We start from the raw sequence: 23,899 nt of genomic DNA, 5'->3' as shown, positions 1-23,899 counted from the left end.
CCTTTCGGATGAAATCGCAGGTCAGACGGCCTGGGAGCGGTTCCGTCGAAACGGTTCCTCTTCTGCTCGTGCGTCGACAGAAGATGCCCGGAAGGAGTCGATCGTTCACCCGTTCGGCCTAGCCTGGACTGGACGGTGCCGCCGAACGGGTGTATCGGGCCTGCTCAGGCGTCGAGGTAGGCCACGAGGGAGTCCGCGAGCCCGGTGTACGACGCAGGAGTGAGCTCGGCCAGCCGCGCGGCGACGTCGTCGGGAAGCCCGAGGCTGCCGATGAACTCGCGCATGTCCGCGGCCGTCAGGCGCCGGCCACGGGTCAGCTCCTTGAGCCGCTCGTACGGGTTCTCCATGCCGGTGACCCCCGCCACGGAGGCGGCGCGCATGGCCGACTGGACGGGCTCGCCGAGGACCTCCCAGTTCTCGTCGAGCTCCCGCGCCAGCAGCGCCTCGTCGACGGACAGCGCGCGCAACCCGCGCGCCACGTTGTCGATGGCCAGCAGCGAGTGCCCGAACGCCGGGCCGATGTTGCGCTGCGTCGTGGAGTCCGTCAGGTCGCGCTGCAGCCGGCTGGTCACCAGCGTGCTGGCCAGGGTGTCCAGCAGCGCGCTCGACAGCTCGAGGTTGGCCTCGGCGTTCTCGAACCGGATCGGGTTGACCTTGTGCGGCATCGTCGACGAGCCCGTCGCCCCCGCCACCGGGATCTGGATGAAGACCCCGCGGGAGATGTACGTCCAGACGTCCGTCGCCAGGTTGTGCAGCACCCGGTTGAACCGCGCCACGTCCGCGTAGAGCTCGGCCTGCCAGTCGTGCGACTCGATCTGCGTGGTCAGCGGGTTCCAGGTCAGTCCCAGGTGCTCGACGAACGCCTTGCTGACGGCCGGCCAGTCCGCACCCGGCACCGCGACGACGTGCGCCCCGTACGTGCCGGTCGCGCCGTTGAGCTTGCCCAGGTACTCGTCGCCGCCGATCCGCGTGAGCTGGCGCCGCAGCCGGTGCGCGAGTACGGCCAGCTCCTTGCCCAGCGTCGTCGGCGTCGCCGGCTGCCCGTGCGTCAGGGCGAGCATCGGCTGGTCCTTCAGCGACCGCGCGAGCTCGGCCACCTGGTCGACGAGCGCCGTCGCCGCCGGCGCCCAGACATCCTGCACGGCACCGCGGACCATCAGCGCGTACGAGAGGTTGTTGATGTCCTCGCTGGTGCACGCGAAGTGGACCAGCTCCCCGACCTCACGCAGCGCCGACCCCTCCGGCGCAGCCGCGAGCCGGCTCTTGAGGAAGTACTCGACGGCCTTGACGTCATGCACGGTGATCTTCTCGATCGCCGCCAGCTCCGCCACCTCGTCGGGCCCGAACGTCGCGACGACCTCCCGCAGGTACGCCACGTCCTCGTCCGTCAGCGCCGGGGCACCCGGGACCACTCCGTTCGCCGTCAGGTGGATCAGCCACTCGACCTCGACGTGCACCCGCTCCCGGTTCAGCGCCGCCTCGCTCAGGTGGTCGACCAGCGGCGCGACGGCGGCACGGTACCGGCCGTCGAGTGGGCCGAGGGCGATGTGCGGGGTGACGTCCGCGAGCCGGACACGTGCGGGGGAGGTCATGGAGGCATCATCCCAGAGCGGGCAGGACGGGATCGGCCGTGTCCGGGACCGAGGGAGGTCGGGCATGCGGAGTGAGGACGCCGCACTTCTCGACGCCCTCACGGCGCTCGCCTCGGTCGTCGGGATGGACGTCCCGCCGGACGCCGTCGACGACGACGAGCACGGACGCTGGCCGCTCTACGACGAGGCGCTGCGTCGCCCCGAGGCGAATCCGGTGCTGCTCCGGCTCGTCGGTCTCGAGCCGAACGAGGGCATCGCGGTGAGCATCGTCCTGCAGATGGTCGAGGCCGTCGACGAGGCCGAGCAGGACCGATGGGTGTGGGCCCTCCCTGCGGACCGGCGGGGGTTCGCGCGCTGGAGGGCGCGCGAGGTGGGGATCGCGAGGCGGGTCGCGGGCGAGGGTGTCGGCCCGGACGAGCTGGACGTCGAGCAGTGGTCGGACTGGCTCCAGCGGAGGGTCGCGCGCGACGGCGGCCAGCTCGCGGTGCTGGATGCGCTCGCGGTCGACGGGCGGTCGCGGCGGGTGCGAGCGCAGGCGGCCGAGCACGCCCGTCGTGCGCGCAAGCGCTTGTCGTCCTGAGGCGGTACGCGTCGGTCAGCTCGCAGGTGGACCGGGATGGGCGGAGTCGTAGGACCGAGAACGCGAGGCCCTAGGCTGCGCGCGACGGTCCCGGCCTCGGCTCCAGCGGCGACCGGTCGACCCGCGTCCCTCCCCCTCGTCGGAAGAGCCCATGAACTTCGCCCTGTGGATCGCCGCCGCCCTGCTCGCCCTCGCGTTCCTCGCCACCGGCCTGCTGAAGATCACGCAGTCGAAGGAGAAGCTCGCCGCGGCGGGGCTGGGCTGGACCGAGGACTTCAGCCCGTCGGTGATCAAGGCCATCGGGGTCGCCGAGGTGCTGGGCGCGATCGGCCTGATCCTGCCCGCCGTGCTGGACGTCGCGCCGGTGCTGGTGCCCATCGCCGCCGTCGGTCTGGCCCTCGTCATGGTCGGCGCGATCACCACGCACGTGCGGCGCAACGAGAGGCCGATGGTCGTGCTGAACGTGGTGCTGCTCGCGCTGGCGCTGTTCGTCGCGTGGGGGCGGTTCGGTCCGTACGCGTTCTGACACCGAGCCGCGCCGACCCGTCCCAGCTGCCGATAGCTCGCGATCCGACGAGGGCAGGACTGCCCCTCATGACGCAGGGAGCTCACGAGGACGACGAGCGCGACGCCGAACGGCTCGCGCAGTGGCTCGAGCTCGTGCCGACGGCACCGCCGTGGCTGGAGTGCCGGCTCGGCGTCACGCTGACCGGAAGCCCCGACGACCTCGTCGCGCTCTGGACGGCGGCGATGCCGCTCGGCGCGTTCGCAGCGCCTGTCGAGCCCTACGAGGCGCTGCCCGCTTGGGCCCGCTGGCCGCAGATCTCCTCACCGGGGCACGTGGTCGGTCGCAAGTCCGCCGCGTGGGTGCAGATCCTCGGTGCGCTGGCGGCTGGCCGCGCTGGTCCGCGAGACGGCGGGCTGAGCCTCTCCGGTCAGTAGCCTGTGCGCACCGGCGTACACCCCGTCGGTCCCCGACGACGAGGAGCCCCGTGGCGACGCAGACGCGCAGGCCCGGTGCGGTGCTGCTGGTCGGTGCGTTCGTCGTCGTCGCGGTGATCGGGTCCGCGCTGGCCGGGCCGTTCCGGCTGGTGCAGCGGAACGCGGAGGGCGGCCCGTTCGTGATCCCCACGTTCGCGCCGCCGACGACCACCGGGACGCCGGTGCCCGTCGAGCAGGCGCTCGACGGCGACCAGGTGCCGCTGCAGACCCAACGGTGGATCTACCTGGTCGCCCTGTTCGTCGCCGCGCTGCTGCTGGCCGTCGCGCTCGGGCTTCTGGTCCGGTGGATCCGTCGGATGCTGGACCAGCGGGCACCGCACGACACCGATGCCGCCGACCCGGACGTCGAGCTCACCGGGGACGTCCAGGACGGCGCGACCCCGGCGCTGCGCGAGGGTGTGAAGCGGGCGGCGCAGGTGCTCGACGAGGAGGTGCCGCCCGGCGACGCGGTGATCGCGGCGTGGGTGGCGCTGGAGGCGTCGGCGGAGCGCAGCGGGCTGGTGCGAGACCGAGCGCAGACGGCCACGGAGTTCACCGTCGAGGTCCTCGACGCGACGCGGGCGGACCCCGGGGCGACGCGCGTCCTGCTGGACCTGTACCTGGCAGCGCGATACTCCGAGCATGTCCTCACGCCCCGCGACGTCGACCAGGCCCGCACCAGCCTCGCGGCGATCGCCGACGACCTGACCCGGCGGGCGGACGACGCATGAGGTGGGACTGGCGGCCGCCCCTGGGGTTCCTCGTCGGCGCCGTCGCGTGCCTCGCGGGAGGGCTCACGGTGGCGTCCTCGGCCCTCGTCGGTCTGCTCGTGGCGGCGGTCGTGCTGCTGCTCACACGGCTGGACGGGGCACCCGATCCCGCCTGGGACCGAAGGCACTACGACCGTCGGCACGGCGCTCGCGGCGAGGTGCAGGACCTGGCGTGGGCGATGGTCGGCCGGGACGGGCGGGTCGGTGAGCGTGCCCTGCGGCAGCTGCGCGACGTGGCGCGGAGCAGGCTCGCGCGGCACGGACGCTCGATCGACGACGCCGACATCGAGCAGGTCCTCGGCGCGCGGGCCCACCGCACCCTGACCCGCACGCGCTCGCCGCTGCCGAGCGTCGCCGACCTGCGGCACACCCTGGACGTGCTCGACCGCCTCGGACCGAGGCGCACACCGACCGACGACGACGCTGGGAGCCCCCTCTCATGACCGATCAGTTCGCCCAGCAACCCACCACCCTGACCGTCGCGCAGGTCGCGGACCGCGGGAGCGCGGTGCTCGACGAGGTCGCGACGCTCGTCGTCGGCATGCGCGAGCCCCTGAAGGTCGCGCTCGCGGCCATCCTCGGCGGCGGTCACGTGCTGTTCGAGGACGTGCCCGGACTGGGCAAGACGCTGGCGGCCCGGAGCCTGGCGACCGCCCTGGGCCTCGCGTTCCGGCGGGTGCAGTGCACGCCCGACCTGCTGCCGTCGGACATCACGGGGTCGAGCGTGTTCGACCCGGCGACGGCGTCGTTCGCGTTCCGGCCCGGCCCGGTCTTCGCCGGGCTGCTCCTCGCCGACGAGATCAACCGGACCGCCCCGAAGACGCAGTCCGCGTTGCTGGAGGCGATGGCGGAGCGGCAGGTCACCGTCGACGGTGAGACGTACCAGCTGCCCGACCCGTTCCACGTGGTGGCCACGTCGAACCCCGTCGAGTACGAGGGCACGTACCCGCTGCCGGAGGCGCAGCTCGACCGGTTCATGGTCCGCGTCGCGGTCGGCTACCCCGAGCGCGACGCCGAGGTCGACGTGCTGACCCGTCGGCTCGCACGGCGCCAGGAGATGGGGTCCGTGCGGACCGTCGTCGACGCCGCCACGCTGCGCGCGATGCAGGCGGGCGTCGAGGCCGTGACGGTCGACACCGACATCCTGCGGTACTGCGTCGACCTCGCGGCGGCCACCCGCGCGCACGACGCCGTCGAGGTGGGTGCCTCGCCGCGCGGGTCGCAGGCGCTGGTGCTCGTCGCGCGGTCGCTCGCGGTGCTGTCCGGCCGGGACTTCGTGACGCCCGAGGACGTCAAGGCCGTGGCCGTGCCCGCGCTGGCGCACCGGCTCTCGCTGACCCCGCAGGCGTGGGCGACGGGCGCCGCGCCGCAGGGGGTCGTCGCCGACGTGCTGACCCGCGTCGCGGGCCCGACGACGGCGCGACGCCTATGACCTGGGTGCGCTCGCGCGCGGCGACGGCCGGGGTCGCCGCCGGCCTGGCGCTGGTGGTGCTCGGCGCCCTGCTCGGGCGCCCGGACGTCGCCGTGCTCGGTGCAGCGCCGCTGGTCGCGGGGATGCGGGACTGGCGCCGGCGGCCGTCGGTGGCCCCGACCGTGCGGCTGGAGGCGTCGGACGCGCCGCCGACCGCCGGGGCGCTGCCGGCGGAGGTGGTCGTCGCGTCCCCGTCGGGCGTGCTCCTCGGAGCCCGCCGCGGGTCGCGCGTGCTGTTCGACGCGTGGGTGCTGGTCGACGGCACGCGGCGGCTCCCGATGGTCGTGCGCACCGTCCGCACCGGGCCGCAGGAGCTCGCCCTCGTCGACGTGCAGGGCGTCGGGCCCGGTGCCGCGAGCGTGTCCGAGCCGAGCCCGTCGGCATCCCGCTCGGCCCTCGTGCTGCCCGCGCCGCGCCCGCTGGGCGATCTGCCCCTGCCGCCGCGGCTGCGCGGGCTGACCGGCGCCCACGAGTCGCGGCGGCCAGGCGAGGGCGGCGGGCTGCGTGACGTGCACCCGTTCGCGCCCGGCGACCGGCTGCGGCGCATCGACTGGCGCGTCACCGCGCGGCGGGCCCCTGACCTGCACGAGCTCTACGTCCGGCGCGAGCACGCGCTCGCGGAGGCGGTCGTCGTGCTCGTCGTCGACTCCCGTGACGACGTCGGCCCCGACCCGATGACGTGGCGCGGCTCGATCCCGCCGAAGGCCGACGAGCCGACCTCGCTCGACCTCGCCCGGCAGGCGGCCACGTCGGCCGCGCAGGGCTTCCTCAACCTCGGCGACCGGGTGGGGCTCGACGACCTCGGCGCGGTGCGCCGGCCGCTCCCACCCGGCGGGGGGCGACGACAGCTCGACCGCATCCGGCACGCCCTGGCCCTGACGCGGCCCGAGGGCGACCCGCTGCGCCGCCTGCGTGCCCCGCAGATCCCGTCGGGCGCGCTGGTGATGCTCTTCTCCACGTTCCTCGACGACGAGGCCGCCCTCGTCGCGTCCGTGTGGCGACGCGCCGGGCACCGGGTGGTCGCCGTCGACGTGCTGCCGACCCTGCGCGAGCGTCACCTCGGGGACCGGGAGCGGCTCGCGCTGCGGATGATCCGGATGGCCCGCGAGGACCGGCTGGCCGAGCTGGCGGACCTCGACGTCGAGCTGGTGACGTGGCGGGAGCAGCCGCACGTCGCGCTCGCGTCGCTGGCGCGGCGGGCCCAGCGCAGGGCGGGGGCGGCGCGATGAGCGAGGTGACCGTCGAGCTGGTCCGACCGCTGCCTGCCTGGTCGGTGCGCGGGGTGGCCGGCCTGCTCGGTGCGGCGACCCTGCTGGTCGCGTTCGCCGGGTCCCGGCCCCACCCGCTGCTCGTCGCCGGGCTCGTCGCGCTGGTCGTCGCGACCGTGGTGATCCCGGGGCTGGGCCTGGCCGCGCTCGTCGTCCTGGGGGCCGGGGCGGGGGTGGTCGCGGGCGACCCGCCCGCGCTCGGCGTCGTCATGCTCCTGGTCCTGCTGGTGCACCTGACGCTCTGGTCGGGGGCGCTGGCTGCGCGGACGTCGTGGCGGACGCGGGTCGAGCTCGGCGTCGTGGTGCACGGGCTGCGCGACGTGGCGACCGTGCAGGTGGGGGCGCAGGTGCTGGCCGTGGTGGCGACCGTGCTCGGCGGTGTGGCGCTCGGGGACGGCGACCTGTGGCGCGCGGTCGCGCTGGTCGCGGTCATCGCGGCGGCGGCGCTGCTCCTGCCGCGGCAGCCCTAGGTGGCGACGGTGTCGGGCAGCAGCGCGCGATCCCGTCCGCTGCGGGCCGTCTCGGCGAGGATCACGCCCCCGATGACGACCGCCGCACCCACCAGCTGCACGGCGGTCATCGACTCGCCCAGGACCACCCACGCGGTGGCCGACGCCGCGACCGGCTCCACCATCCCGAGCAGCCCCGCGCGGGCCGCCCCGACCCGCTGGATGCCCACCAGGAACAGCAGGTACGGCGCGACGGTGCCCAGCAGGATGATCCAGACGACGAACACCCACATCGGCGGGTCGAGGGTGGTCCCGGGGACGGCGACGTCGGTGCCGAGGGTGCTCGTCGGGAAGGTCCACAACGGCTGCAGGACCACCCAGAACAGGGCGGCGAAGCCGAGCGACCACGCGTGGGTGGTCAGCGGGTCACGCGTGGTGAGCAGGCGGTCGCCGAGCAGGTAGTACGTGGCGAGCGCGATCGACGCCCCGACGGCGGCGAGCAGGCCGACGGCGTCGAGCGTGACGTCCTCGCCCACCTGCGCGACCAGCGTCAGCCCTGCCAGGCAGGCGGCCAGCGCCCACCAGACCCGCTCGCGCACCTGTTCCCGGAACACGAACCGCGCCCACAGCGCCACGATGAGCGGCGCGGTGTACTCGATGAGCAGCGCCAGCCCGACGGGCAGCCGGCTGATGGCCACCAGGTAGAACCACTGCACCAGCGCGACGCCGACGACGCCGAGCAGGGCCAGCACGGCGACCTCGCGGCGGCTCGTCGGGCGGAGCTTGCGGGGGGACACGACGAGCGCGGCGGTGACGAGCACGACCGCCGACCCGAGACAGCGCAGCTCGACCAGCCGCGTGGGACCGAGGCCCGCGTCCATCGCCAGCTTGGCCACCGTGCCGTTGACGGCGAACAGGAGGGAGCCGGCGACCACGGCGGCCACCCCGAGCGCGGAGGAGGTGGGCCGTGGCACCGCGCGAGCGTAACCACCGAGCCGCCCACAGCCCCCCACCGTCCACAGGTGTCCGACGGCCGGCACGCGCTCCTTCGTAGCGTCTCCGCATGCCTCCCGCCGACGGTCTGCCCCTGGTCCTGCGAGCGCTCGACGACGTCGAGAGCGCGTCCCGGTCGCTGCGCGGTGCCGCGGCGATGTCGTGGTCGTCCGAGGCCGCGGACCGGTTCCGCACGGCCCTCGACGAGGCGAGCGGCTGCGTGCACGCGGTGCGGACGGCGGTCGAGCGCACCGTGCAGCCGGTCGCCGCGGCGGACCTCGGGACGGGGGTCTGGTGAGCGGGGACGGGTACCGCGTCCTCGGCGGGCCTGGGCCGACGGTCGCCGACCTGGAGGAGCTGGCGTACACCTGCCGGCTGCTCGAGGGCGCGGCGGCCCGGCTCGACACCGCGTCGTGGACCCTGATGCGGGCGGCGCAGGCGTGCGACCCGCTGAGCCCGGCCGGGATCGAGGCGCGGCGGGCGCTGACCGCCGTGTGCGACGGGTCGAGCTCACCGTGGCGGGCTGCCGACCACCTGCGCGAGCTGGCGGCGGCGCTGCGACGCACGATCGAGCTGTACACGGAGGCCGAGTCGTTCGCGAACCGGGCGCTGCGTGGCGGGATCGTCGCGGTGGCGAGCGAGCTCGGGGAACGGCCGCTGGTCGGGGTGGCGGTCGGTGCGGTCGGCGCAGGGTCCGCGGCCCACGGGGCCGCTTGGGTGGTCGCTGGCAGTGCGGCGCACTCCTGGCTGACCCGGCGGCCCGGTCCCGTCCTGCCACACGTCCTCCGCGGATTCAGCCGGTCCGGGGAGACCCTCGTCGGCCGGCTCGCCGCTGACGGTCGCGGGGAGCTGGCGACCCTGGCGTTCGGCTCGTTCGTCCGTTCGCTCGCACCCGGGCGGCAGATGCCGTCCACGCGACCGGTGCCCGAGGCAGCCGGCCTCCTCGCCCGGCTCCTGCCACCGGTCGGGCCGACCGCGCTGCTCGTGCGCACCAACCCGCCGCAGCTGCCCGTGCCGCGGAACGTGGCGCAGGTCCTCGACAACGTCGCCTCCGGATACGACCGCACGCCTGCCCCGCACACCCTGGCAATGCCCGAGGGCGCGATCTCCGTACAGGAGCTCACCCACCCCGACGGCACGCGGGCCTGGGTCATCGAGATCCCCGGTACGGAGACCTGGGAGTTCAACGCGCACAACCCGATGGACGGGACCACCAACCTTCGGCTCATCGGGGGCGTGCCCGACGACATGACCGACATGGTGCTGGAGGCCATGCGGCTGTCCCGGATCGGGCCTGACGAGCCCGTGATGCTGGCCGGGCACAGCCAGGGCGGGATGGCGGCGATGTCGGTGGCGGCAGCCGTCGGCGGCCTGTACTCGGTGCGCGCTGTCGTGACGGCCGGGACGCCTGACATTCCCCGTGGTGCGCCGTCGGGCGTCCAGGTGCGGCACTACGAGCACACCGGAGAGCTGGTACCCCAGCTGGATGGCATCGCTCGCCAGACCAGTGAGCAGGTGACGGTGGTCCAGCGCGACCTGAGCGTCACCGGGAGGCCGGACGCGCGCTCGATCGACGACGCGCACGCCATGCGCCGCTACGTCGAGACCGCGGTCCAGGCGGAGGACGAGCTGGCGGGGAGTCCCGGCATGCGGGCGTTCGACGCGGCTGCCCGGGACGTGCTCGGGCCGGAGGGGACGACTGCGGTCACGCGGCAGTTCCAGGTGACGCGGGACCCGGCCGTCGTCGCCGCGCAACCGCCCCGGCTGTGGCCTAGTAGCTGACCTCGGTGGACGACGAGCGCTCCACGCGGGGGCCGGGGACGAGGACCGAGAGGACCAGGCTGACGACCGAGATGATGATGGCGCCCCAGCACGCGACACCGAAGTTGTCGATGCGCAGACCCCAGTCGGTCGCCTCGGTGATCCAGGCGGTGAGCATGAGCATGAGGGCGTTCACGATGATGGTGAACAGGCCGAGCGTGAGGATGTACAGCGGGATCGAGATGAACGCGACGATCGGCTTGACGATGGCGTTGACCAGCCCGAACACCAGCGCGATGAGCAGGATGATCCCGAGCGTCTCCCAGTTGCTGTCGCCGCCGACGATCGTCAGGCCGGGCAGGATCAGCGTCGCGAACCAGATGGCGACGCCGTTGATGAGCACGCGGACGAGGAAGGCCATGCGCCGATCCTGCCATCGGGCGCGCGGGTGCGCCGCGAGACGCGCTGTCGGATTCGTCCGGCCCCGTGCGACGCGGCGAGAGCCGGCCCAGCGGTGCCGGCGACCTCGCCCCGCCTCTGTCAGAGTCTCCCGGTCGGTCGTGCCCGCGACGGGCGGTGGCATGCTGAGCCCCGTGACTCGCGTCCCCTTGCGTCCGGCCCTGGCAGACCTGCCGCCCTACGTCCCGGGGGCTCGCGTCCCGGTCGGCGCCGCGGCGTTCAAGCTGTCGTCCAACGAGAACCCGTACCCGCCCCTGCCGTCGGTGGTGCTCGCCATCTCCGACGCAGCCGAGGACATCAACCGGTACCCGGACATGTACGCCACCGAGCTGGTCGCCGCCATCGCGACGTCCCTCGGGGTCGCGCCCGAGAACATCGTCGCCGGGTGCGGCTCCGTCGCGGTGCTGGGGCACGTGCTCACCGCGGTGTGCCAGCCGGGCGACGAGGTCGTCGTCCCGTGGCGGTCGTTCGAGGCGTACCCGATCGCGGTGACCCTGGCGGGCGCCCAGGGCGTCCACGTCCCGGTGGGGGACGACGGGCGGCTCGACCTCGAGGCGATGGCGGCCGCGGTCACCCCGAGGACCAGGGTCGTGCTGGTGTGCACCCCGAACAACCCGACCGGTCCGGCCGTGCACGCCGACGAGCTGGCCACGTTCCTCGCGGCGGTCCCGAAGGACGTGCTCGTCGTGCTCGACGAGGCGTACGTCGAGTTCGTCCGCGACCCGGAGGTGCCCGACGGCCTGGCGGTGTTCGCGGAGAACCCGAACGTGGTCCTGCTGCGCACGTTCTCCAAGGCCTTCGGTCTGGCGGGTCTCCGGGTGGGCTACGCGGTCGCGCGTCCTCGCCTCGCGGCGGGGATCCGGGCGGCGTCCACCCCCTTCGGTGTCTCCCACGTCGGCCAGCTCGCCGCCCTCGCGTCGCTGCGCGCGACCGCGGAGCTCATGACCAGGGTCGACGCGATCGTCACCGAACGTGCTCGGCTCCTGGGCGGTCTCCGCAAGCAGGGCTGGACCGTCCCGGACAGCCAGGCCAACTTCGTCTGGCTCGCGCTGGGCGACCACGCGTCGGCGTTCGCGGAGCGCTCGGGGCGTGCCGGGGTGCTCGTCCGGCCCTTCCAGGGAGACGGTGTCCGGGTGAGCGTCGGGGAGCCCGAGGCGACCGACCTGCTGCTCGAGATCACCGCGGAGTGGCTCGCTCGCTGACGGTTCGGGGGGAGGTGTAGACACTCCACAAGGTCGCTCATCGAGGCTTGTCGGGGTCCTTTGCGAGAAACCTACGGTGCCGTAGCCTACGCTGTCGTAGGTTTCGAGCCTCACCCCGGCGCGGCCCACCCGCCGCTGCACCGCGAAGGAGAACCGCGTGGTCCCGAACGGCCCCCAGACCGACGACGGCCTCGTGCAGCTGCTGACCCCGACCGGGCAGCGCACCGCACACCCCGACTACGACCCGCTCATCGCCCACCTCGACGCCGACGCCCTGCGCGCGCTCTACCGCGACATGGTGCTCGTCCGGCGGTTCGACAACGAGGCGACGTCGCTGCAGCGCCAGGGCGAGCTGGCCCTCTACGCGCAGTGCCTGGGCCAGGAGGCCGCGCAGATCGGCTCCGGCCGCGCGCTGGCCGCGCAGGACCAGGTGTTCCCCAGCTACCGCGAGCACGGGGTCGCCTACACGCGCGGCGTCGACCTGGCGGACGTGCTGCGGTTGTTCCGTGGCATCGACCACGGCGGCTGGGACCCGACGGCGTACGGGTTCCACCTGTACACGCTGGTCATCGGCTCGCACACGCTGCACGCCACGGGTTACGCGATGGGCCTGCAGCGCGACGGCGCGGTCGGCACGGGCGACCCGGCACGGGACTCGGCGGTCGTCACGTACTTCGGTGACGGGTCCACCTCGCAGGGTGACGTCAACGAGGCGCTCGTGTTCGCCGCGGTGAACAACGCCCCGGTCGTCTTCTTCTGCCAGAACAACCAGTGGGCCATCTCCGAGCCCACCAGCCGGCAGTCCCGCGTCCCGCTGGCCGACCGCGGCCCCGGCTTCGGCATCCCGAGCGTGCGGGTGGACGGCAACGACGTCCTGGCCACGTACGCGGTGACGGCCGAGGCGCTCGAGCGGGCGCGATCGGGTGGGGGTCCGACGTTCATCGAGGCGTTCACGTACCGGATGGGCGCGCACACCACGTCGGACGACCCGAGCCGTTACCGCTCGGCCGCCGAGGAGGAGTACTGGCGCCAGCGCGACCCGATCGACCGGCTGCGGGTGTATCTCGAGGACTGTGGCGAGCTGCCGCAGGACTACCTCGACACCCTGGCTGCGGAGGGCGACGCGCTCGGTGAGCGCATCCGGATCGCGGTGCGCGCCATGGGCCGCCCGTCGGCCGCGTCGATGTTCGAGCACGTGTACGCGACGCCCCACTCGGTCGTCGAGTCCGAGCGCCAGTGGTTCGAGGCGTACGAGGCCTCGTTCCTGGAGGGCGAGGGGAGCCACCGATGACCACCATCACGTTCGCCAAGGCGATCAACCACGGGCTGCGCAAGGCGCTGGAGCAGAGCCCCAAGGTGCTCCTCATGGGCGAGGACATCGGGGCGCTCGGCGGGGTCTTCCGGGTGACCGACGGTCTGCAGAAGGACTTCGGCCAGGACCGCGTCGTCGACACCCCGCTCGCCGAGTCGGGCATCGTCGGGACCGCGATCGGGCTCGCGATGCGCGGCTACCGGCCCGTGTGCGAGATCCAGTTCGACGGCTTCATCTTCCCGGCGTTCGACCAGATCACGACCCAGCTGGCCAAGATGCACTACCGGTCGAAGGGGCGGCTGAACCTGCCCGTCGTCATCCGCGTGCCGTACGGCGGCGGGATCGGCGCGGTCGAGCACCACAGCGAGTCGCCCGAGGCGCTGTTCGCGCACACGGCCGGCCTGCGGGTCATCAGCCCGTCCAGCCCGGCCGAGGCCTTCACGATGATCCAGCAGGCGATCGCCTCCCCGGACCCGGTGCTGTTCTTCGAGCCCAAGGGCCGCTACTGGGAGAAGGGTGACGTCGACCTGGACGCCGCGGTCGACGCCCCGCACCCCGCGCTCGACACCGCGAAGGTCCTCCGCACGGGCACCGACCTCACGCTCGTCGCGTACGGACCCACCGTGCAGACCGCGCTCAAGGCCGCCGAGACGGCTGCCGCCGAGGGCACCAGCATCGAGGTCGTCGACCTGCGGACCCTCTCGCCGCTCGACACCGCCACGGTCGCGGCGTCGGTGCAGCGGACCGGCCGCTGCGTCGTCGTGCACGAGGCCCCCGTCCTGTACGGCACGGGCGCCGAGGTGGCCGCGCGCATCACCGAGGACTGCTTCTTCCACCTGGAGGCGCCCGTCCTGCGCGTCGGCGGCTTCCACACCCCGTACCCGGTGGCCAAGATCGAGCACGACTACCTGCCCGGGCTCGACCGCGTCCTCGACGCCGTCGACCGCTCGCTGGCCTTCTGAGGAGACCCCCGTGCCGACCTTCCAGCAGTTCCCGCTCCCGGACGCGGGCGAGGGCCTGACCGAGGCCGAGATCGTCGCCTGGCACGTCGCCGTGGGCGACACCGTCGAGGTCAACCAGACGATCGTCGAGATCGAGACCGCGAAGTCGCTCGTGGACCTGCCGAGCCCGTGGTCGGGTGTCGTGACGCGCCTCCTGGTGGAGCCCGGTCAGACCGTGGACGTCGGGACGCCGATCATCGAGGTGGACACGGACCCGGGCGGCGCCGCCCCCGAGCCGGCGCCGGCTGACGAGGCCTCGGTGGCTCCGACCGGCGGCGGCGCCATCGAGCACGGCCACCGCGGTGGAGGGAACCGGCACGCGGGCGTGGAGCCCGGGGGTTCCGACGAGATCGCCGCAGCCCGCGCAGGCCGCGCACCTCAGCCTGACGCCGAGCCCGCTGCGCGCGAGGCAGTCCTCGTCGGCTACGGGCTCGCCGAGCCGGCCACCGGCCGCCGCGGCCGGACCGCCGACGGCTCCCCGGCCGCGACCACACCGTCGGCACCTGCTGCCGCCACCCCGTCGGCACCTGCTGCCGCCACCCCGTCGGCACCTGCTGCCGCGACCCCGTCGGCACCTGCGGCAGCCACCTCCTCGCAGCGCGAGGCCACCCGCCACGCTCTCGCGAAGCCCCCTGTCCGCAAGCTGGCGCGCGAGCTGGGCGTGGACCTGGACTCGATCTCGCCGACGGGCCCGGGTGGGATCGTCACCCGCGAGGACGTGCTCGGCCGTGCGGCGCAGGCGGAGGCGCGGACCCTGGCCACGTACCCCGGCGACGACGCCCCCTGGCTGGCCAGCGGCACGGTCTCCTCGGACGGCCGCCAGACGCGCGTCCCCGTGAAGTCGGTGCGCAAGCGGACCGCGGAGGCCATGGTCACCAGCGCGTTCACCGCCCCGCACGTCACGGTCTTCCACACGGTCGACGTCACCAAGACGATGAAGCTGGTCGAGCGCCTGCGGGCCGACCGCGAGTTCGCCGACGTCCGCGTCACCCCGCTGCTGATCGCCGCCAAGGCCCTGATGCTCGCCGTGCGCCGGCACCCGGAGATCAACGGGAGCTGGGACGAGGCGACGCAGGAGATCGTCTACAAGCACTACATCAACCTCGGGATCGCGGCGGCGACCCCTCGCGGGCTCGTCGTGCCCAACATGAAGGACGCGCACCGCCTGAACCTCAAGGATCTGGCGACCGCGCTCGCGGACCTCACGGCGACCGCGCGGGCCGGCAAGACGTCGCCCACGGACATGTCCGACGGCACCATCACGATCACCAACGTCGGCGTCTTCGGCATCGACACGGGTACGCCGATCATCAACCCGGGGGAGGCGGCGATCCTCGCGTTCGGCGCCATCCGGGAGCAGCCGTGGGTGCACAAGGGCAAGATCCGGATCCGGCACGTCACGCAGCTGGCGCTGAGCTTCGACCACCGGCTGGTGGACGGGGCGCTGGGCTCGCAGGTGCTCGCGGACGTCGCCCGCGTGCTGCACGACCCGTCGCACGGCCTCGTCTGGGGCTGAGCCGGCATCGGCCATGTGACACTCACCCGATGATCCGGACCCTGACCGAGCACGACGACCTCGAGCTCGAACGGGTCGGGTACGAGCGCGGGGTCGTGCTGCGGCCGGGCACGGGCAGGCCGGACGCGCACCGGTACCGGGTCGAGGTGGCCAACCCCCTGGTCGTCGACGGTCTGGTGCTGCTGGAGGAGGACGCCGGCACGTACCGGTTCCTGGACACCACCCGCGTCCCGCTGACCGTGCGCGACCTGCGCCGGTTCCGGATCCTGGTCAAGGTGTCCGACGCGCGCCCGTCCGGACACGTGGCGACCGGCGTCGCGTCGCAGCCGTCGTCCGCGGACCTTGCCGACCTGCGCGACGACGCCCTCGACAACGACCTGGTCGACGGGGTCGACTTCGCGATCGGCGCGACGACCGCACACGAGGCGATCACCTTCGACGAGGGCTTCACCGTCGGCTACCGGGACGCCGGCACGACCAGCACCCTGTTCGCGTCGCGGTCGTTCGCGCAGGCGCGTGCGGTGTTCCTCGACGAGGCGTGCTGGCTGGGTGCCGAGCGGGGGCGCGGGCCGTACGTCGGTCGCGACCAGGCCGTCGGCACCGAGGAGTGGACCGTCGCCATGGTGGTGGCGGCCTACGAGCGGCGTCTGCTCGACGGGTCGTAACCGATCCCGGAGCGGACTGCACACCTGGGCGTCGAGCCGCGTTCTAGGTGGGTACGCACATCCGCACGCAGCCCGGAGGCCCCCATGGACGTCACCACCTCGAACCACCGCCCCACCCGCCGCTTCGTGGCCATCGGCGTCGTCGCCGCCGGTCTGTGCGTCGCCGGCACGGGGATCGCGGCCGCGGCGGCGCCGACGTCGGCCCTGTCCCGGTCGGTCACCGGGATCCTGCAGTCCGCGGGTGTCGACTGGTCGACGATGCCGGAGGGGTACACGCCGGAGCAGTACGAGGCGTTCTGGGGTGCGGGGTACACCGCCGAGGACGTCGACGAGCTCAGCGCGCTGTGGAACCTCGGCACCACCGAGACCAAGGCGCGGGCCGGGCAGCTGCTCCTCGACGGGCAGCCGGTGCCGCTGCCTGCCGGGGGCGCCGAGACGACCGAACCCACGGCCGTGCTCACCGACGAGCAGTTCCAGGCGTACTGGGACGCCGGGTACACCGCGGAGGACATCCAGGCGATCGGCGCGATCTGGCACACCGAGTTCGTCGAGACCAAGGCGCGGGTGGGTCAGTTGATCCTGGACGGGCAGACTCCTCCCGTGGCCCCCAGCGGGACGCCCGCCGGCCAGTCCTGAGCCCGTCGCCCGGCACGACCCTGCGTGAGGAGAACGACGTGGACGAGCTGTCGCTGCGGACCGGGTTCGAGATCGAGCTGCTGGCCCCCGCGGGATCGGACCGGCAGGTGCTGGCCGACGAGCTCGCCGCGCGCCTGGGCGGTCAGGTGCGGCGGTCCTTCCACACGGACTCCGAGCCGTCGGTCGTGCCGGGCGTCGGTGTCTTCCGGCACCTGTCGCCCGCGTTCGACGTGGTCGACGCTCACGGGCGTCCGGTAGCGCGGCTGGTCGACGACATCACCATCGAGGCCGACCTCCAGCCCGGGGGCCCGGGGCGTCGCGGGTGGTACCGCGTCCTGTGCGACGACGCCCGGCTGCTGCGGCTGATCGAGCGGCACGCCGACCCCGACGCCTCGCTGACCACGGTGCTGGACCCGGTCGCCGAGCTGTTCGGGGTGCGCACGGAGGTCATCGGCCGCGCAGCTCGGGTCGACGACGCCCGCGGCGCCACGGTCGCGGTCGCGATGCCGCTGCCGGCGGGGCGCGAGCGTCCGTGCGAGGTCATCACGCCGCCGATCGAGACCGGCCACGCGGCGGCGCTCGAACGGCTGCTGGTCCCCGCGCGCGAGCTCGGCTTCACCGTCCCGCAGGAGGCCGCGGTGCACCTGCACGTCGACGGGGCACCGTTCCGCCGGCCCGAGGCCTTCGCCAACGTCGTGCGGCTGTTCGGGCACTGGCGGCAGCAGCTGTGGGCGGCACTGGAGACCAACCCGGTATGCCGCCGGCTGGCTCCGCTGCCCGACGCCCTGCTGGACCTCGTCGAGACGAGCGACGACGCACGGGCGCAGGCCACGGGCCTGACCAAGTACGCCGACGTCAACCTCACGCAGCTGGTCACGGGCACGCCGCTGCGCGACACGCTCGAGGTGCGGATCCTGCCCGGCGCGATCGACGGGCCGACCATCGTGCGGCGCGCAGCCCTCGTCGAGGCCCTGCTCGCCCGGTGCCTCGACCCGGTCCCGCTGCCGCGCCCCGGCGAGGACGCGACTCTGGGCGACCTTCTCGGGGTCCGCCTGTGATCGCCGGGACGGACAGCGCGGCGATCCCGGTGGTCGACCCGGAGCCGGTGCTGGACGACCTGGTGCGGGTCCACCTCGCCGGGCTCCTGCGGTACGCGACGGTCCTGACGGGCGACGGGCACACCGCCGCGGACCTGGTCCAGGAGGTCCTCCTGCGCGCCCACGTGCGCTGGACGCGGATCTCCCTCATGCAGCGGCCCGACCTCTACCTGCGCCGGATGGTCACCAACGAGCACCTCTCGTGGCGTCGCCGGTGGCACGTGCGGACCATCCGGCCCGCGACCGACGAGACCCTCGCCGCCCACGCGGAGTCGCACGGCGACCACGCGCACGGTGTCGTCGAGGAGGACGCGATGTGGGGGCGACTCGAGGCGCTGCCCCCGCGACAACGCACCGTGCTGGTCCTGCGGTACTACGAGGGCCTCAGCGACGCGGAGATCGCCGAGGTCCTCGGCACCTCCCCGGCCACCGTCCGGTCCCACGCCAGCCGAGCGCTGGCCACCCTGCGCGACACCGACCTCTCGACCCGACCGGAGCAGCGATGAGCACCCACCCGCACGACGACGAGCTGATCGCCCGGATCAGCCGCGCCCTGCACTCGCGCGAGGCCGACCAGCCCGACCCGGCCGTCGTCGCGGCGCGGCTGCAGACGGCCCTCGCGCACCCGCCGCAGGCGACGGTCACGACCCTCGTGCGCCGGGGCGGGAAGGTCGTCGCCGCCGGTGCGGTCATCTCGGCGCTGGCCGTCGCCGGTGCGGGCGCAGCAGCCGCGGCCAACCCCTACTCGGGCGTCGCCCGGGTGGTCGAGGACGTCGCGCAGTCCGTGGGCCTCGAGTGGTCGGCGATGCCCGACGGGTACAGCCGTGAGCAGTACGAGGCGTTCTGGGGCGCGGGCTACACCGTCGAGGACATGGAGGCGCTCGCGGACCTGTGGCACCTCGATGCGACTGCGACCAAGGCGCAGGCCGGGCAGCTGCTCCTCGACGGGCAGATGCCCCCGGTCGCGCCGGGTGGCGCCGCCGCGCAGCCGGTGGACGTCGACCAGGCCCTGGTCGATGCGTTCTGGGCGGCCGGCTACACCAGCGAGGACGTCGCGACGCTCGGGGAGCTGTGGCACACCGAGCCGTTCGAGACCAAGGCAAAGGCGGGACAGCTGCTGCTCGACGGGCAGACGCTGCCTCTGGACTAGGCGACCGGTACGGGCGCGCGGCGCTCCACCAGGAGTGCCGCGACGCCCAGCACGATCGCGCCGATCTCCGAGATCGCCGACAGCCACACCGGGATGCCCACCCACTGCTCGTGCACCCCGAAGAACCCGCCGGGCGTGGTCGAGATGATGAACGCCGTCAGCGTCGCGACGCCGAACCCGATCGCGCCGAGCAGCGGCAGCCAGTGCCGCCAGACCAGGACGAGGACGCCGAGCACCAGCCCGCCGACGCCGTTGAGCAGGAACGCGGGTCCGACGACGTCGAGCGTGTTCATGCCGTTGGCCCACAGGTCCAGGTGCACGACGGCCGAGAGCATGACGCACGCGGACAGGAGTGCCCGAAGGAGGTCCGAGCCGGCCAGCCAGCCGGTACGCCAGCCCATCTCACGCCTTCCCGTTGACGACGGCTCCGTTGCTGATGTGGACGTCGAACTGCGCGAGCGGGGAGGGCGCCGGGCCGGAGACGTTGGCGCCGGTCAGGTCGTAGACCGAGCCGTGGCACGGGCACTTCAGCTCGGCACCGTCCGGCGCGACGGTGCACTGCTGGTGCGTGCAGACCGCCGTCAGGGCGACCACGGTGCCCTTCTCGGGCTGCACCAGGATGATCGGCTGGCCGTCGGAGAGCTGCGCGGAGATCGCGCCGCCCACAGGGATGTCGGACAGCTGCGCCAGCGTCCCGTCGCTCGCCGCGGGCGCCGCGTCGGTCGGGGTGTCGGAGCCGCCGCACGCGGCGAGCACACCCGCGGCGGCGACGCCCATGGTCACCAGACCGGCCCGGACCAGCACCTCCCGCCGGTCCAGGCAGCCGTCGCAGGTGTGGGGGGTGCTCTGTGCAGTCGCGGACATCGGGACCTCCGGCTCGGACCTGGTGGGGCTGACACCTGTGTCACGATGCCGGGCCCGTCGAGGTTCACCCGGGCGGGGCACCAGTTCCAGGGTGCTCCGACCCGACACGCTCCGCACGGTCCACGGCGGCCTCGTCGGCGACGACTGCGGTGACCCCGCCGACCGCGGTGGCGCCGGCAGCCGCCGCGGCGTCGTCGTCGAACCGGCCCTGGATGCCGGACACGTTCCGGAGGGGCAGCTCGGGAAGCATGATCGTGAGGATCACGCCGAACACCATGATGAACGCGGCCAGCAGCAGCACGGTGTCCACCGACTGGGCGAAGCCGTCGAGGAACGGCTGCGCGAGCCGCGGGTCGAGGGCGTTGATGAACGACGAGTCGTCCAGCGACGGCACCGCGCCGCCGCCCTGCAGCATCCCGAGGACGGGTGCGTTCGCGGGGTCGGCCACGACCGCCGGGTCGGCGACCGCCGCCTGGAACTCCGGCGTCTGCGACGCGGTCCGGAACGCGGCAGCGATGTTCGGGCCGACCGTCGAGAACAGCACCGACAGGAACACGGCGGTCCCCAGGGTGCCGCCCATCTGCCGGAAGAACAGCGACGACGACGTCGCGACGCCCATGTCCCGGACCTCGACGGCGTTCTGCACGGCCAGCACCAGCGGCTGCATCGTGAAGCCCAGCCCGAGCCCGAAGAGGATCGACACGGCGAACACGAACGGCAGCGTGGTGCCCGCCTCGAGGCGGGAGAAGAACAGGGCGCCCAGCCCCATGAGGATCGTGCCGATCACCGGGAAGGCCTTGTAGCGGCCGGTACGTGAGGTCGTCTGACCAGCGACGATCGAGCCCGTCATGATCCCGAGCGTGAAGGGGATGAGGGTCAGTCCGGCCTCGGTGGGCGTCTGGCCCTTGACGATCTGCAGGTACAGCGGCAGCGTCGCGAGCCCGCCGAACATGCCGAGGCCGATCACCGTGTTGGCGGCGGCACCCACCGAGAACGTGCGGTTCCGGAACAGGTACAGCGGCAGGATCGCGTCGGCCTTGGCGTACCGCTCGGCCAGGATGAACGCGGCGACACCGAGCACGCCGATGACGTAGCAGGCCAGCGAGCGCGGGGAGTCCCAGCCCCAGATCCGGCCCTGCTCGGCGACCACCAGCAGCGGCACGAGCGCCACGACCAGCGCCAGCGCACCCGGGTAGTCGATCTTGTGGTCGACCCGCTTCAGCGGCGGCAGGTGCAGCACGCGCGTGACGACGATGATCGCGAGGATGCCGATGGGCACGTTGATGAGGAAGACCCAGCGCCAGCCCGTGATCCCGAGGATGGTCTCCGCGCCCGCGAAGAACCCGCCGACGACGGGCCCGAGCACCGACGCCGTGCCGAACACCGCGAGGAAGTAGCCCTGGTAGCGGGCGCGCTCGCGGGGGGCGACGAGGTCACCGAGGATCGTGATCGCCAGCGCCATGAGGCCACCGGCGCCCAGGCCCTGGATGCCGCGGTAGACCGCCAGCTGGTACATGGAGTCGGCGGTGCCGGAGAGCAGCGAGCCCACCACGAAGATCGAGATGGAGATCAGGTACAGCGGCTTGCGGCCGTAGATGTCGGAGAGCTTGCCGTACAGCGGCGTCGAGATCGTCGCGGTCAGCAGGTACGCGGTGGTCACCCACGCCTGCAGGGACAGGCCGTGCAGGTCGTCGCCGATGGTCCGGATGGACGTCGCGACGATCGTCTGGTCGAGCGCGGCGAGGAACATGCCGAGCATCAGGCCGCCGAGGATCGTGAGGATCTCGCGGTGCGTCGGGGGGACGAACGTCTGCCGCTCAGGGACGGCGGTGTGCTGAGGGGGCATGAGACCTTCTCGGCCGGGGAATGATTGCGCAGGACAACTAACGTGCCGCAACAACGGTGCACCCGCGATATGTTCCCCGCCACAGGGTTTCTCGCCCCGCGTCCGAGCGGCGGATAAACGCTTCAGCGCGAGGGACGCCGGTCGCCCGTCACCGTTACGGTGTCGAGCATGCCTACGCCCGCGACCGGCCCGCTGCGCCTCGCGCGCGGGGCCGTCGTCGCCGTGGTGACCGTCGCGCTCGCGGCCCTCGCGCACGTGCTCGCCGGAGGGGCGCTCCCGCCGTTCGTGGTCGTCGTCAGCCTGACCGCGATCGTGCTGGCCGCCGCCGTGGTCCTCACGGGCCGCCGGCTCGGGCCGGTCGGAGCGGTCGCGCTCCTCGGCGTCGGGCAGCTCGCGGTGCACTCGTCGTTCAGTCTGTTCACGTCGATGGCGTGCATGCCGGGCGCGACGGACCAGGCTGCCCTCTTCGGGCACGAGCACCACCCGGGCATGGTCATGCAGTCGCAGACGGCGTGCACCGCGGTCGACCCCGGACTCGCACAACCGCTGCTCGGTGCGTCCGCGATGCTCGTGCTGCACGTCGTCGCGACGGTCGTGGCCGCCCTCGTCCTCGTCGGCGCCGACCGCGCGCTGTGGTGGCTCGCGGCGTGGCTGCGTCCGCTCGTCGGTGGCCCCGCGACCGTCGTCGTCGTCCCCCGTCCCTCGCTGCCGACGCCGGCCGAGGTCCCCTGGTCCGGGCACGCCTGGTGGCGTGACGTCGTCCCCCTGCGCGGTCCGCCCGCGTGGCAGTCGCCCACGGTCCCCCCGCGCTGATCGGCAGCGGTCGGGGGGTTCGTGCGTGCGCGCCCGCCGTCGACCCACCACTGCCTCCCCGAAGGGGACCTCTCATGCGTCCGATCAGCCGTCTCGGCGCGACCACCCTCGTCGCGCTCGCCCTCGCCGTCCTCCCCGTCACCAACGCGTCCGCACACGTCCGGGTGGTCCCCGAGCAGACCACCGCAGGAGGATGGACCGTGCTCACCTTCCGCGTCCCCAACGAGTCGCAGACCGCCGCGACGTCGCAGGTCACGGTCGACCTCCCGACGGGCACGCCTCTCCTGTCGGTCTCCACCAAGCCGCTGCCCGGCTGGACGGCCACCGTCGAGACCGCCCCCCTGCCCGAACCCGTCGACTTCTTCGGGACCACGCTGACCGAGGCGCCCTCGCGCGTCGTGTGGACCGCGGAGCCCGGCGCCGAGATCGTCGACGGCCAGTTCCAGGAGTTCGAGGTGTCCACCGGCCCGCTGCCCGAGGCCGGCACCCACCTGGTCCTGCCGGCGCACCAGACGTACACCGACGGCACGGTCGTGGACTGGGTCGACGTCGCGGAGGAGGGTGGCGAGGAGCCCGCGCACCCCGCACCGGAGCTGACGACGACCGACGCGGAGTCCGACGCCGCCGTCGTCGAGCAGGCCGCGGTGGTCACCGCGGCCACCCCGACGACGTCCGAGCCCGACACACTCGCCCGCGTCCTCGGCGGGGTCGGTCTCGCCCTCGGCGCGACTGCCCTCGTGATCGTGGTGCTGGGTCGTCGGCGCGGTGACGCATGACCCGGCTCCTCGGCGGGCTCGTCACCCTCACGCTCGCCCTGGCGGCTGTCGTCCTCGGCGCGCCCGCCGCCCAGGCGCACAACGTCCTGCAGAGCACCGACCCGGCCGCCGGGTCCACCGTGCCCTACGTCCCCGAGACCGTCTCGCTGACGTTCAACGAGCCGGTGCTGTTCGTCGGGACGACGATCATGGTCCACACCGCCGACGACGTGATGGTGAACATCGGGCCGCCGATCCTCGTCGACAACACCGTCTCGCAGGCCGTCACCGGTGAGCTGCCCGCCGGCGAGTACACCGTCATCTACCGCGTCACGTCCGCCGACGGGCACCCCATCGAGGACCAGTTCACGTTCACGGCCGCCGAGTCCATGACGTACGGGGCGACGACGCCGGCGCCGAGCCCGACCCCGACGACCTCCGCCGAGGTCCAGGCGAGCGAGTCGGCGTCACCGAGCCCGTCGCCGTCGCCGACTCCGGCCGCCTCGGAGGGGCGCGTGTCCGGGGCGGTCCTCATCGGGATCGTCGCCGCGCTCGTCGTGGTCGGCGGCATCGTCGCGTGGCTGCTGCTGAGGCGGCCACCGACCGGACCGCCGACGGACCCGGGTGTCCCGGCCCCGTGAGCATGCTCCACGTCGCAGCGTCCGTGGGCGGCCGCTCGATGTCTCCGCCCGTACGGCCCGGCGCAGGGTCCGTGAGC

28 protein-coding genes are annotated in these 23,899 nt (G+C 73.5%); 22 read left to right on the top strand and 6 right to left on the bottom strand.

The annotated features are described in order from the left end of the window. Positions 1 to 164 precede the first annotated feature (164 nt). On the bottom strand, positions 165 to 1,592 hold the full coding sequence (gene purB, locus ASD16_RS16240) for an adenylosuccinate lyase (RefSeq protein WP_055919761.1): 1,428 nt from the start codon (positions 1,590 to 1,592) through the stop codon (positions 165 to 167). A gap of 64 nt (positions 1,593 to 1,656) precedes the next feature. Between purB and ASD16_RS16235 the strand changes: the two genes are divergently transcribed. From ASD16_RS16235 to ASD16_RS16200, 8 genes are all read left to right on the top strand, one after another. Continuing rightward, complete coding sequence (locus tag ASD16_RS16235) at positions 1,657 to 2,172, top strand: hypothetical protein (protein ID WP_055919757.1); 516 nt, start codon at positions 1,657 to 1,659, stop codon at positions 2,170 to 2,172. A gap of 151 nt (positions 2,173 to 2,323) precedes the next feature. Next, positions 2,324 to 2,698 carry a DoxX family protein gene (locus tag ASD16_RS16230; protein WP_055919754.1) on the top strand — a complete coding sequence of 125 codons (375 nt, stop codon included), beginning with the start codon at positions 2,324 to 2,326 and terminating at the stop codon, positions 2,696 to 2,698. 68 nt (positions 2,699 to 2,766) lie between these two features. Beyond that, positions 2,767 to 3,114, top strand: coding sequence for a hypothetical protein (locus ASD16_RS16225; protein ID WP_055919751.1), 348 nt, complete (start codon positions 2,767 to 2,769; stop codon positions 3,112 to 3,114). Positions 3,115 to 3,164: 50 nt separating this feature from the next. Continuing rightward, positions 3,165 to 3,884, top strand: coding sequence for a DUF4129 domain-containing protein (locus ASD16_RS16220; protein ID WP_055919748.1), 720 nt, complete (start codon positions 3,165 to 3,167; stop codon positions 3,882 to 3,884). Next, positions 3,881 to 4,366, top strand: coding sequence for a hypothetical protein (locus ASD16_RS16215; protein WP_055919745.1), 486 nt, complete (start codon positions 3,881 to 3,883; stop codon positions 4,364 to 4,366). Before ASD16_RS16220 ends, ASD16_RS16215 begins: the two co-directional genes overlap by 4 nt. Next, positions 4,363 to 5,355 (top strand): MoxR family ATPase, encoded by a 993-nt coding sequence (locus tag ASD16_RS16210; protein ID WP_055919742.1) that lies wholly within the window; start codon positions 4,363 to 4,365, stop codon positions 5,353 to 5,355. The genes ASD16_RS16215 and ASD16_RS16210 overlap by 4 nt, the downstream gene beginning before the upstream one ends. Then, positions 5,352 to 6,623, top strand: a complete 1,272-nt coding sequence (locus ASD16_RS16205; RefSeq protein ID WP_055919739.1) for a DUF58 domain-containing protein — start codon at positions 5,352 to 5,354, stop codon at positions 6,621 to 6,623. The genes ASD16_RS16210 and ASD16_RS16205 overlap by 4 nt, the downstream gene beginning before the upstream one ends. Further along, entirely contained in the window at positions 6,620 to 7,132 is a 513-nt protein-coding gene (locus tag ASD16_RS16200; protein ID WP_157453974.1) for a hypothetical protein, read from the top strand. Before ASD16_RS16205 ends, ASD16_RS16200 begins: the two co-directional genes overlap by 4 nt. Here the strand turns inward: ASD16_RS16200 and ASD16_RS21525 are convergent. Continuing rightward, on the bottom strand, positions 7,129 to 8,085 hold the full coding sequence (locus tag ASD16_RS21525; protein WP_162250313.1) for a DMT family transporter: 957 nt from the start codon (positions 8,083 to 8,085) through the stop codon (positions 7,129 to 7,131). The two genes, ASD16_RS16200 and ASD16_RS21525, sit on opposite strands and share 4 nt — an antisense overlap. A gap of 89 nt (positions 8,086 to 8,174) precedes the next feature. Here ASD16_RS21525 and ASD16_RS21950 point away from each other — a divergent pair, with 89 nt between their 5' ends. Next, positions 8,175 to 8,402, top strand: a complete 228-nt coding sequence (locus ASD16_RS21950) for a hypothetical protein (RefSeq protein WP_055919730.1) — start codon at positions 8,175 to 8,177, stop codon at positions 8,400 to 8,402. Next, on the top strand, positions 8,399 to 9,886 hold the full coding sequence (locus ASD16_RS21815; RefSeq protein WP_055919727.1) for a hypothetical protein: 1,488 nt from the start codon (positions 8,399 to 8,401) through the stop codon (positions 9,884 to 9,886). The genes ASD16_RS21950 and ASD16_RS21815 overlap by 4 nt, the downstream gene beginning before the upstream one ends. Here the strand turns inward: ASD16_RS21815 and ASD16_RS16180 are convergent. After that, the gene (locus ASD16_RS16180; protein ID WP_055919724.1) at positions 9,876 to 10,286 is read right to left on the bottom strand and encodes a phage holin family protein; all 411 of its coding nucleotides are present in this window, start codon (positions 10,284 to 10,286) and stop codon (positions 9,876 to 9,878) included. The two genes, ASD16_RS21815 and ASD16_RS16180, sit on opposite strands and share 11 nt — an antisense overlap. A 172-nt stretch (positions 10,287 to 10,458) precedes the next feature. Here ASD16_RS16180 and hisC point away from each other — a divergent pair, with 172 nt between their 5' ends. The 9 genes from hisC (at position 10,459) to ASD16_RS16135 (ending at position 18,903) form a co-directional block, all read left to right on the top strand. Beyond that, positions 10,459 to 11,526, top strand: coding sequence for a histidinol-phosphate transaminase (hisC, locus tag ASD16_RS16175; protein ID WP_082570961.1), 1,068 nt, complete (start codon positions 10,459 to 10,461; stop codon positions 11,524 to 11,526). Between the two features lie 157 nt (positions 11,527 to 11,683). After that, positions 11,684 to 12,817: a pyruvate dehydrogenase (acetyl-transferring) E1 component subunit alpha gene (gene pdhA / locus ASD16_RS16170; protein WP_055919717.1), complete on the top strand. Its 1,134-nt coding sequence runs from the start codon at positions 11,684 to 11,686 to the stop codon at positions 12,815 to 12,817. Next, the gene (locus ASD16_RS16165) at positions 12,814 to 13,800 is read left to right on the top strand and encodes an alpha-ketoacid dehydrogenase subunit beta (protein WP_055919714.1); all 987 of its coding nucleotides are present in this window, start codon (positions 12,814 to 12,816) and stop codon (positions 13,798 to 13,800) included. The genes pdhA and ASD16_RS16165 overlap by 4 nt, the downstream gene beginning before the upstream one ends. Positions 13,801 to 13,810: 10 nt before the next feature. After that, complete coding sequence (locus ASD16_RS16160; protein WP_055919711.1) at positions 13,811 to 15,355, top strand: dihydrolipoamide acetyltransferase family protein; 1,545 nt, start codon at positions 13,811 to 13,813, stop codon at positions 15,353 to 15,355. A 29-nt stretch (positions 15,356 to 15,384) separates the two neighbouring features. After that, complete coding sequence (locus ASD16_RS16155; RefSeq protein WP_055919708.1) at positions 15,385 to 16,020, top strand: hypothetical protein; 636 nt, start codon at positions 15,385 to 15,387, stop codon at positions 16,018 to 16,020. 84 nt (positions 16,021 to 16,104) lie between these two features. After that, positions 16,105 to 16,656, top strand: coding sequence for a hypothetical protein (locus ASD16_RS21945; protein ID WP_055919704.1), 552 nt, complete (start codon positions 16,105 to 16,107; stop codon positions 16,654 to 16,656). A 38-nt stretch (positions 16,657 to 16,694) separates the two neighbouring features. After that, a complete protein-coding gene (locus ASD16_RS16145; protein WP_055919701.1) occupies positions 16,695 to 17,714 on the top strand; it encodes an amidoligase family protein in 1,020 nt (339 codons plus the stop codon). Then, the gene (locus tag ASD16_RS16140) at positions 17,711 to 18,259 is read left to right on the top strand and encodes a SigE family RNA polymerase sigma factor (RefSeq protein WP_200942972.1); all 549 of its coding nucleotides are present in this window, start codon (positions 17,711 to 17,713) and stop codon (positions 18,257 to 18,259) included. The genes ASD16_RS16145 and ASD16_RS16140 overlap by 4 nt, the downstream gene beginning before the upstream one ends. Further along, positions 18,256 to 18,903 carry a hypothetical protein gene (locus ASD16_RS16135; protein ID WP_055919699.1) on the top strand — a complete coding sequence of 216 codons (648 nt, stop codon included), beginning with the start codon at positions 18,256 to 18,258 and terminating at the stop codon, positions 18,901 to 18,903. The genes ASD16_RS16140 and ASD16_RS16135 overlap by 4 nt, the downstream gene beginning before the upstream one ends. Here ASD16_RS16135 and ASD16_RS16130 read toward each other — a convergent pair. The 3 genes from ASD16_RS16130 to ASD16_RS16120 all read right to left on the bottom strand — a co-directional run bounded on the left by ASD16_RS16130 (position 18,900) and on the right by ASD16_RS16120 (position 21,613). Further along, on the bottom strand, positions 18,900 to 19,304 hold the full coding sequence (locus tag ASD16_RS16130; RefSeq protein ID WP_055919696.1) for a hypothetical protein: 405 nt from the start codon (positions 19,302 to 19,304) through the stop codon (positions 18,900 to 18,902). The two genes, ASD16_RS16135 and ASD16_RS16130, sit on opposite strands and share 4 nt — an antisense overlap. 1 nt (position 19,305) lies before the next feature. Continuing rightward, the gene (locus ASD16_RS16125) at positions 19,306 to 19,767 is read right to left on the bottom strand and encodes a ubiquinol-cytochrome c reductase iron-sulfur subunit (RefSeq protein WP_055919694.1); all 462 of its coding nucleotides are present in this window, start codon (positions 19,765 to 19,767) and stop codon (positions 19,306 to 19,308) included. Positions 19,768 to 19,831: 64 nt separating this feature from the next. After that, positions 19,832 to 21,613, bottom strand: a complete 1,782-nt coding sequence (locus tag ASD16_RS16120) for an MDR family MFS transporter (RefSeq protein WP_055919690.1) — start codon at positions 21,611 to 21,613, stop codon at positions 19,832 to 19,834. Between the two features lie 168 nt (positions 21,614 to 21,781). On the opposite strand from ASD16_RS16120, the gene ASD16_RS16115 reads away from it, so the two are divergent. The 3 genes from ASD16_RS16115 (at position 21,782) to ASD16_RS16105 (ending at position 23,822) form a co-directional block, all read left to right on the top strand. Next, positions 21,782 to 22,426, top strand: coding sequence for a hypothetical protein (locus ASD16_RS16115; RefSeq protein ID WP_055919687.1), 645 nt, complete (start codon positions 21,782 to 21,784; stop codon positions 22,424 to 22,426). A 74-nt stretch (positions 22,427 to 22,500) separates the two neighbouring features. Continuing rightward, entirely contained in the window at positions 22,501 to 23,202 is a 702-nt protein-coding gene (locus tag ASD16_RS16110; protein WP_055919684.1) for a YcnI family protein, read from the top strand. Continuing rightward, positions 23,199 to 23,822 (top strand): copper resistance CopC family protein, encoded by a 624-nt coding sequence (locus ASD16_RS16105; RefSeq protein WP_055919681.1) that lies wholly within the window; start codon positions 23,199 to 23,201, stop codon positions 23,820 to 23,822. The genes ASD16_RS16110 and ASD16_RS16105 overlap by 4 nt, the downstream gene beginning before the upstream one ends. Positions 23,823 to 23,899: the final 77 nt, after the last annotated feature.

Source organism: Cellulomonas sp. Root485 (assembly GCF_001426705.1).
In the GTDB taxonomy this organism is placed as follows: domain Bacteria; phylum Actinomycetota; class Actinomycetes; order Actinomycetales; family Cellulomonadaceae; genus Cellulomonas.
This window is presented reverse-complemented; position numbering and strand designations above follow the sequence as displayed.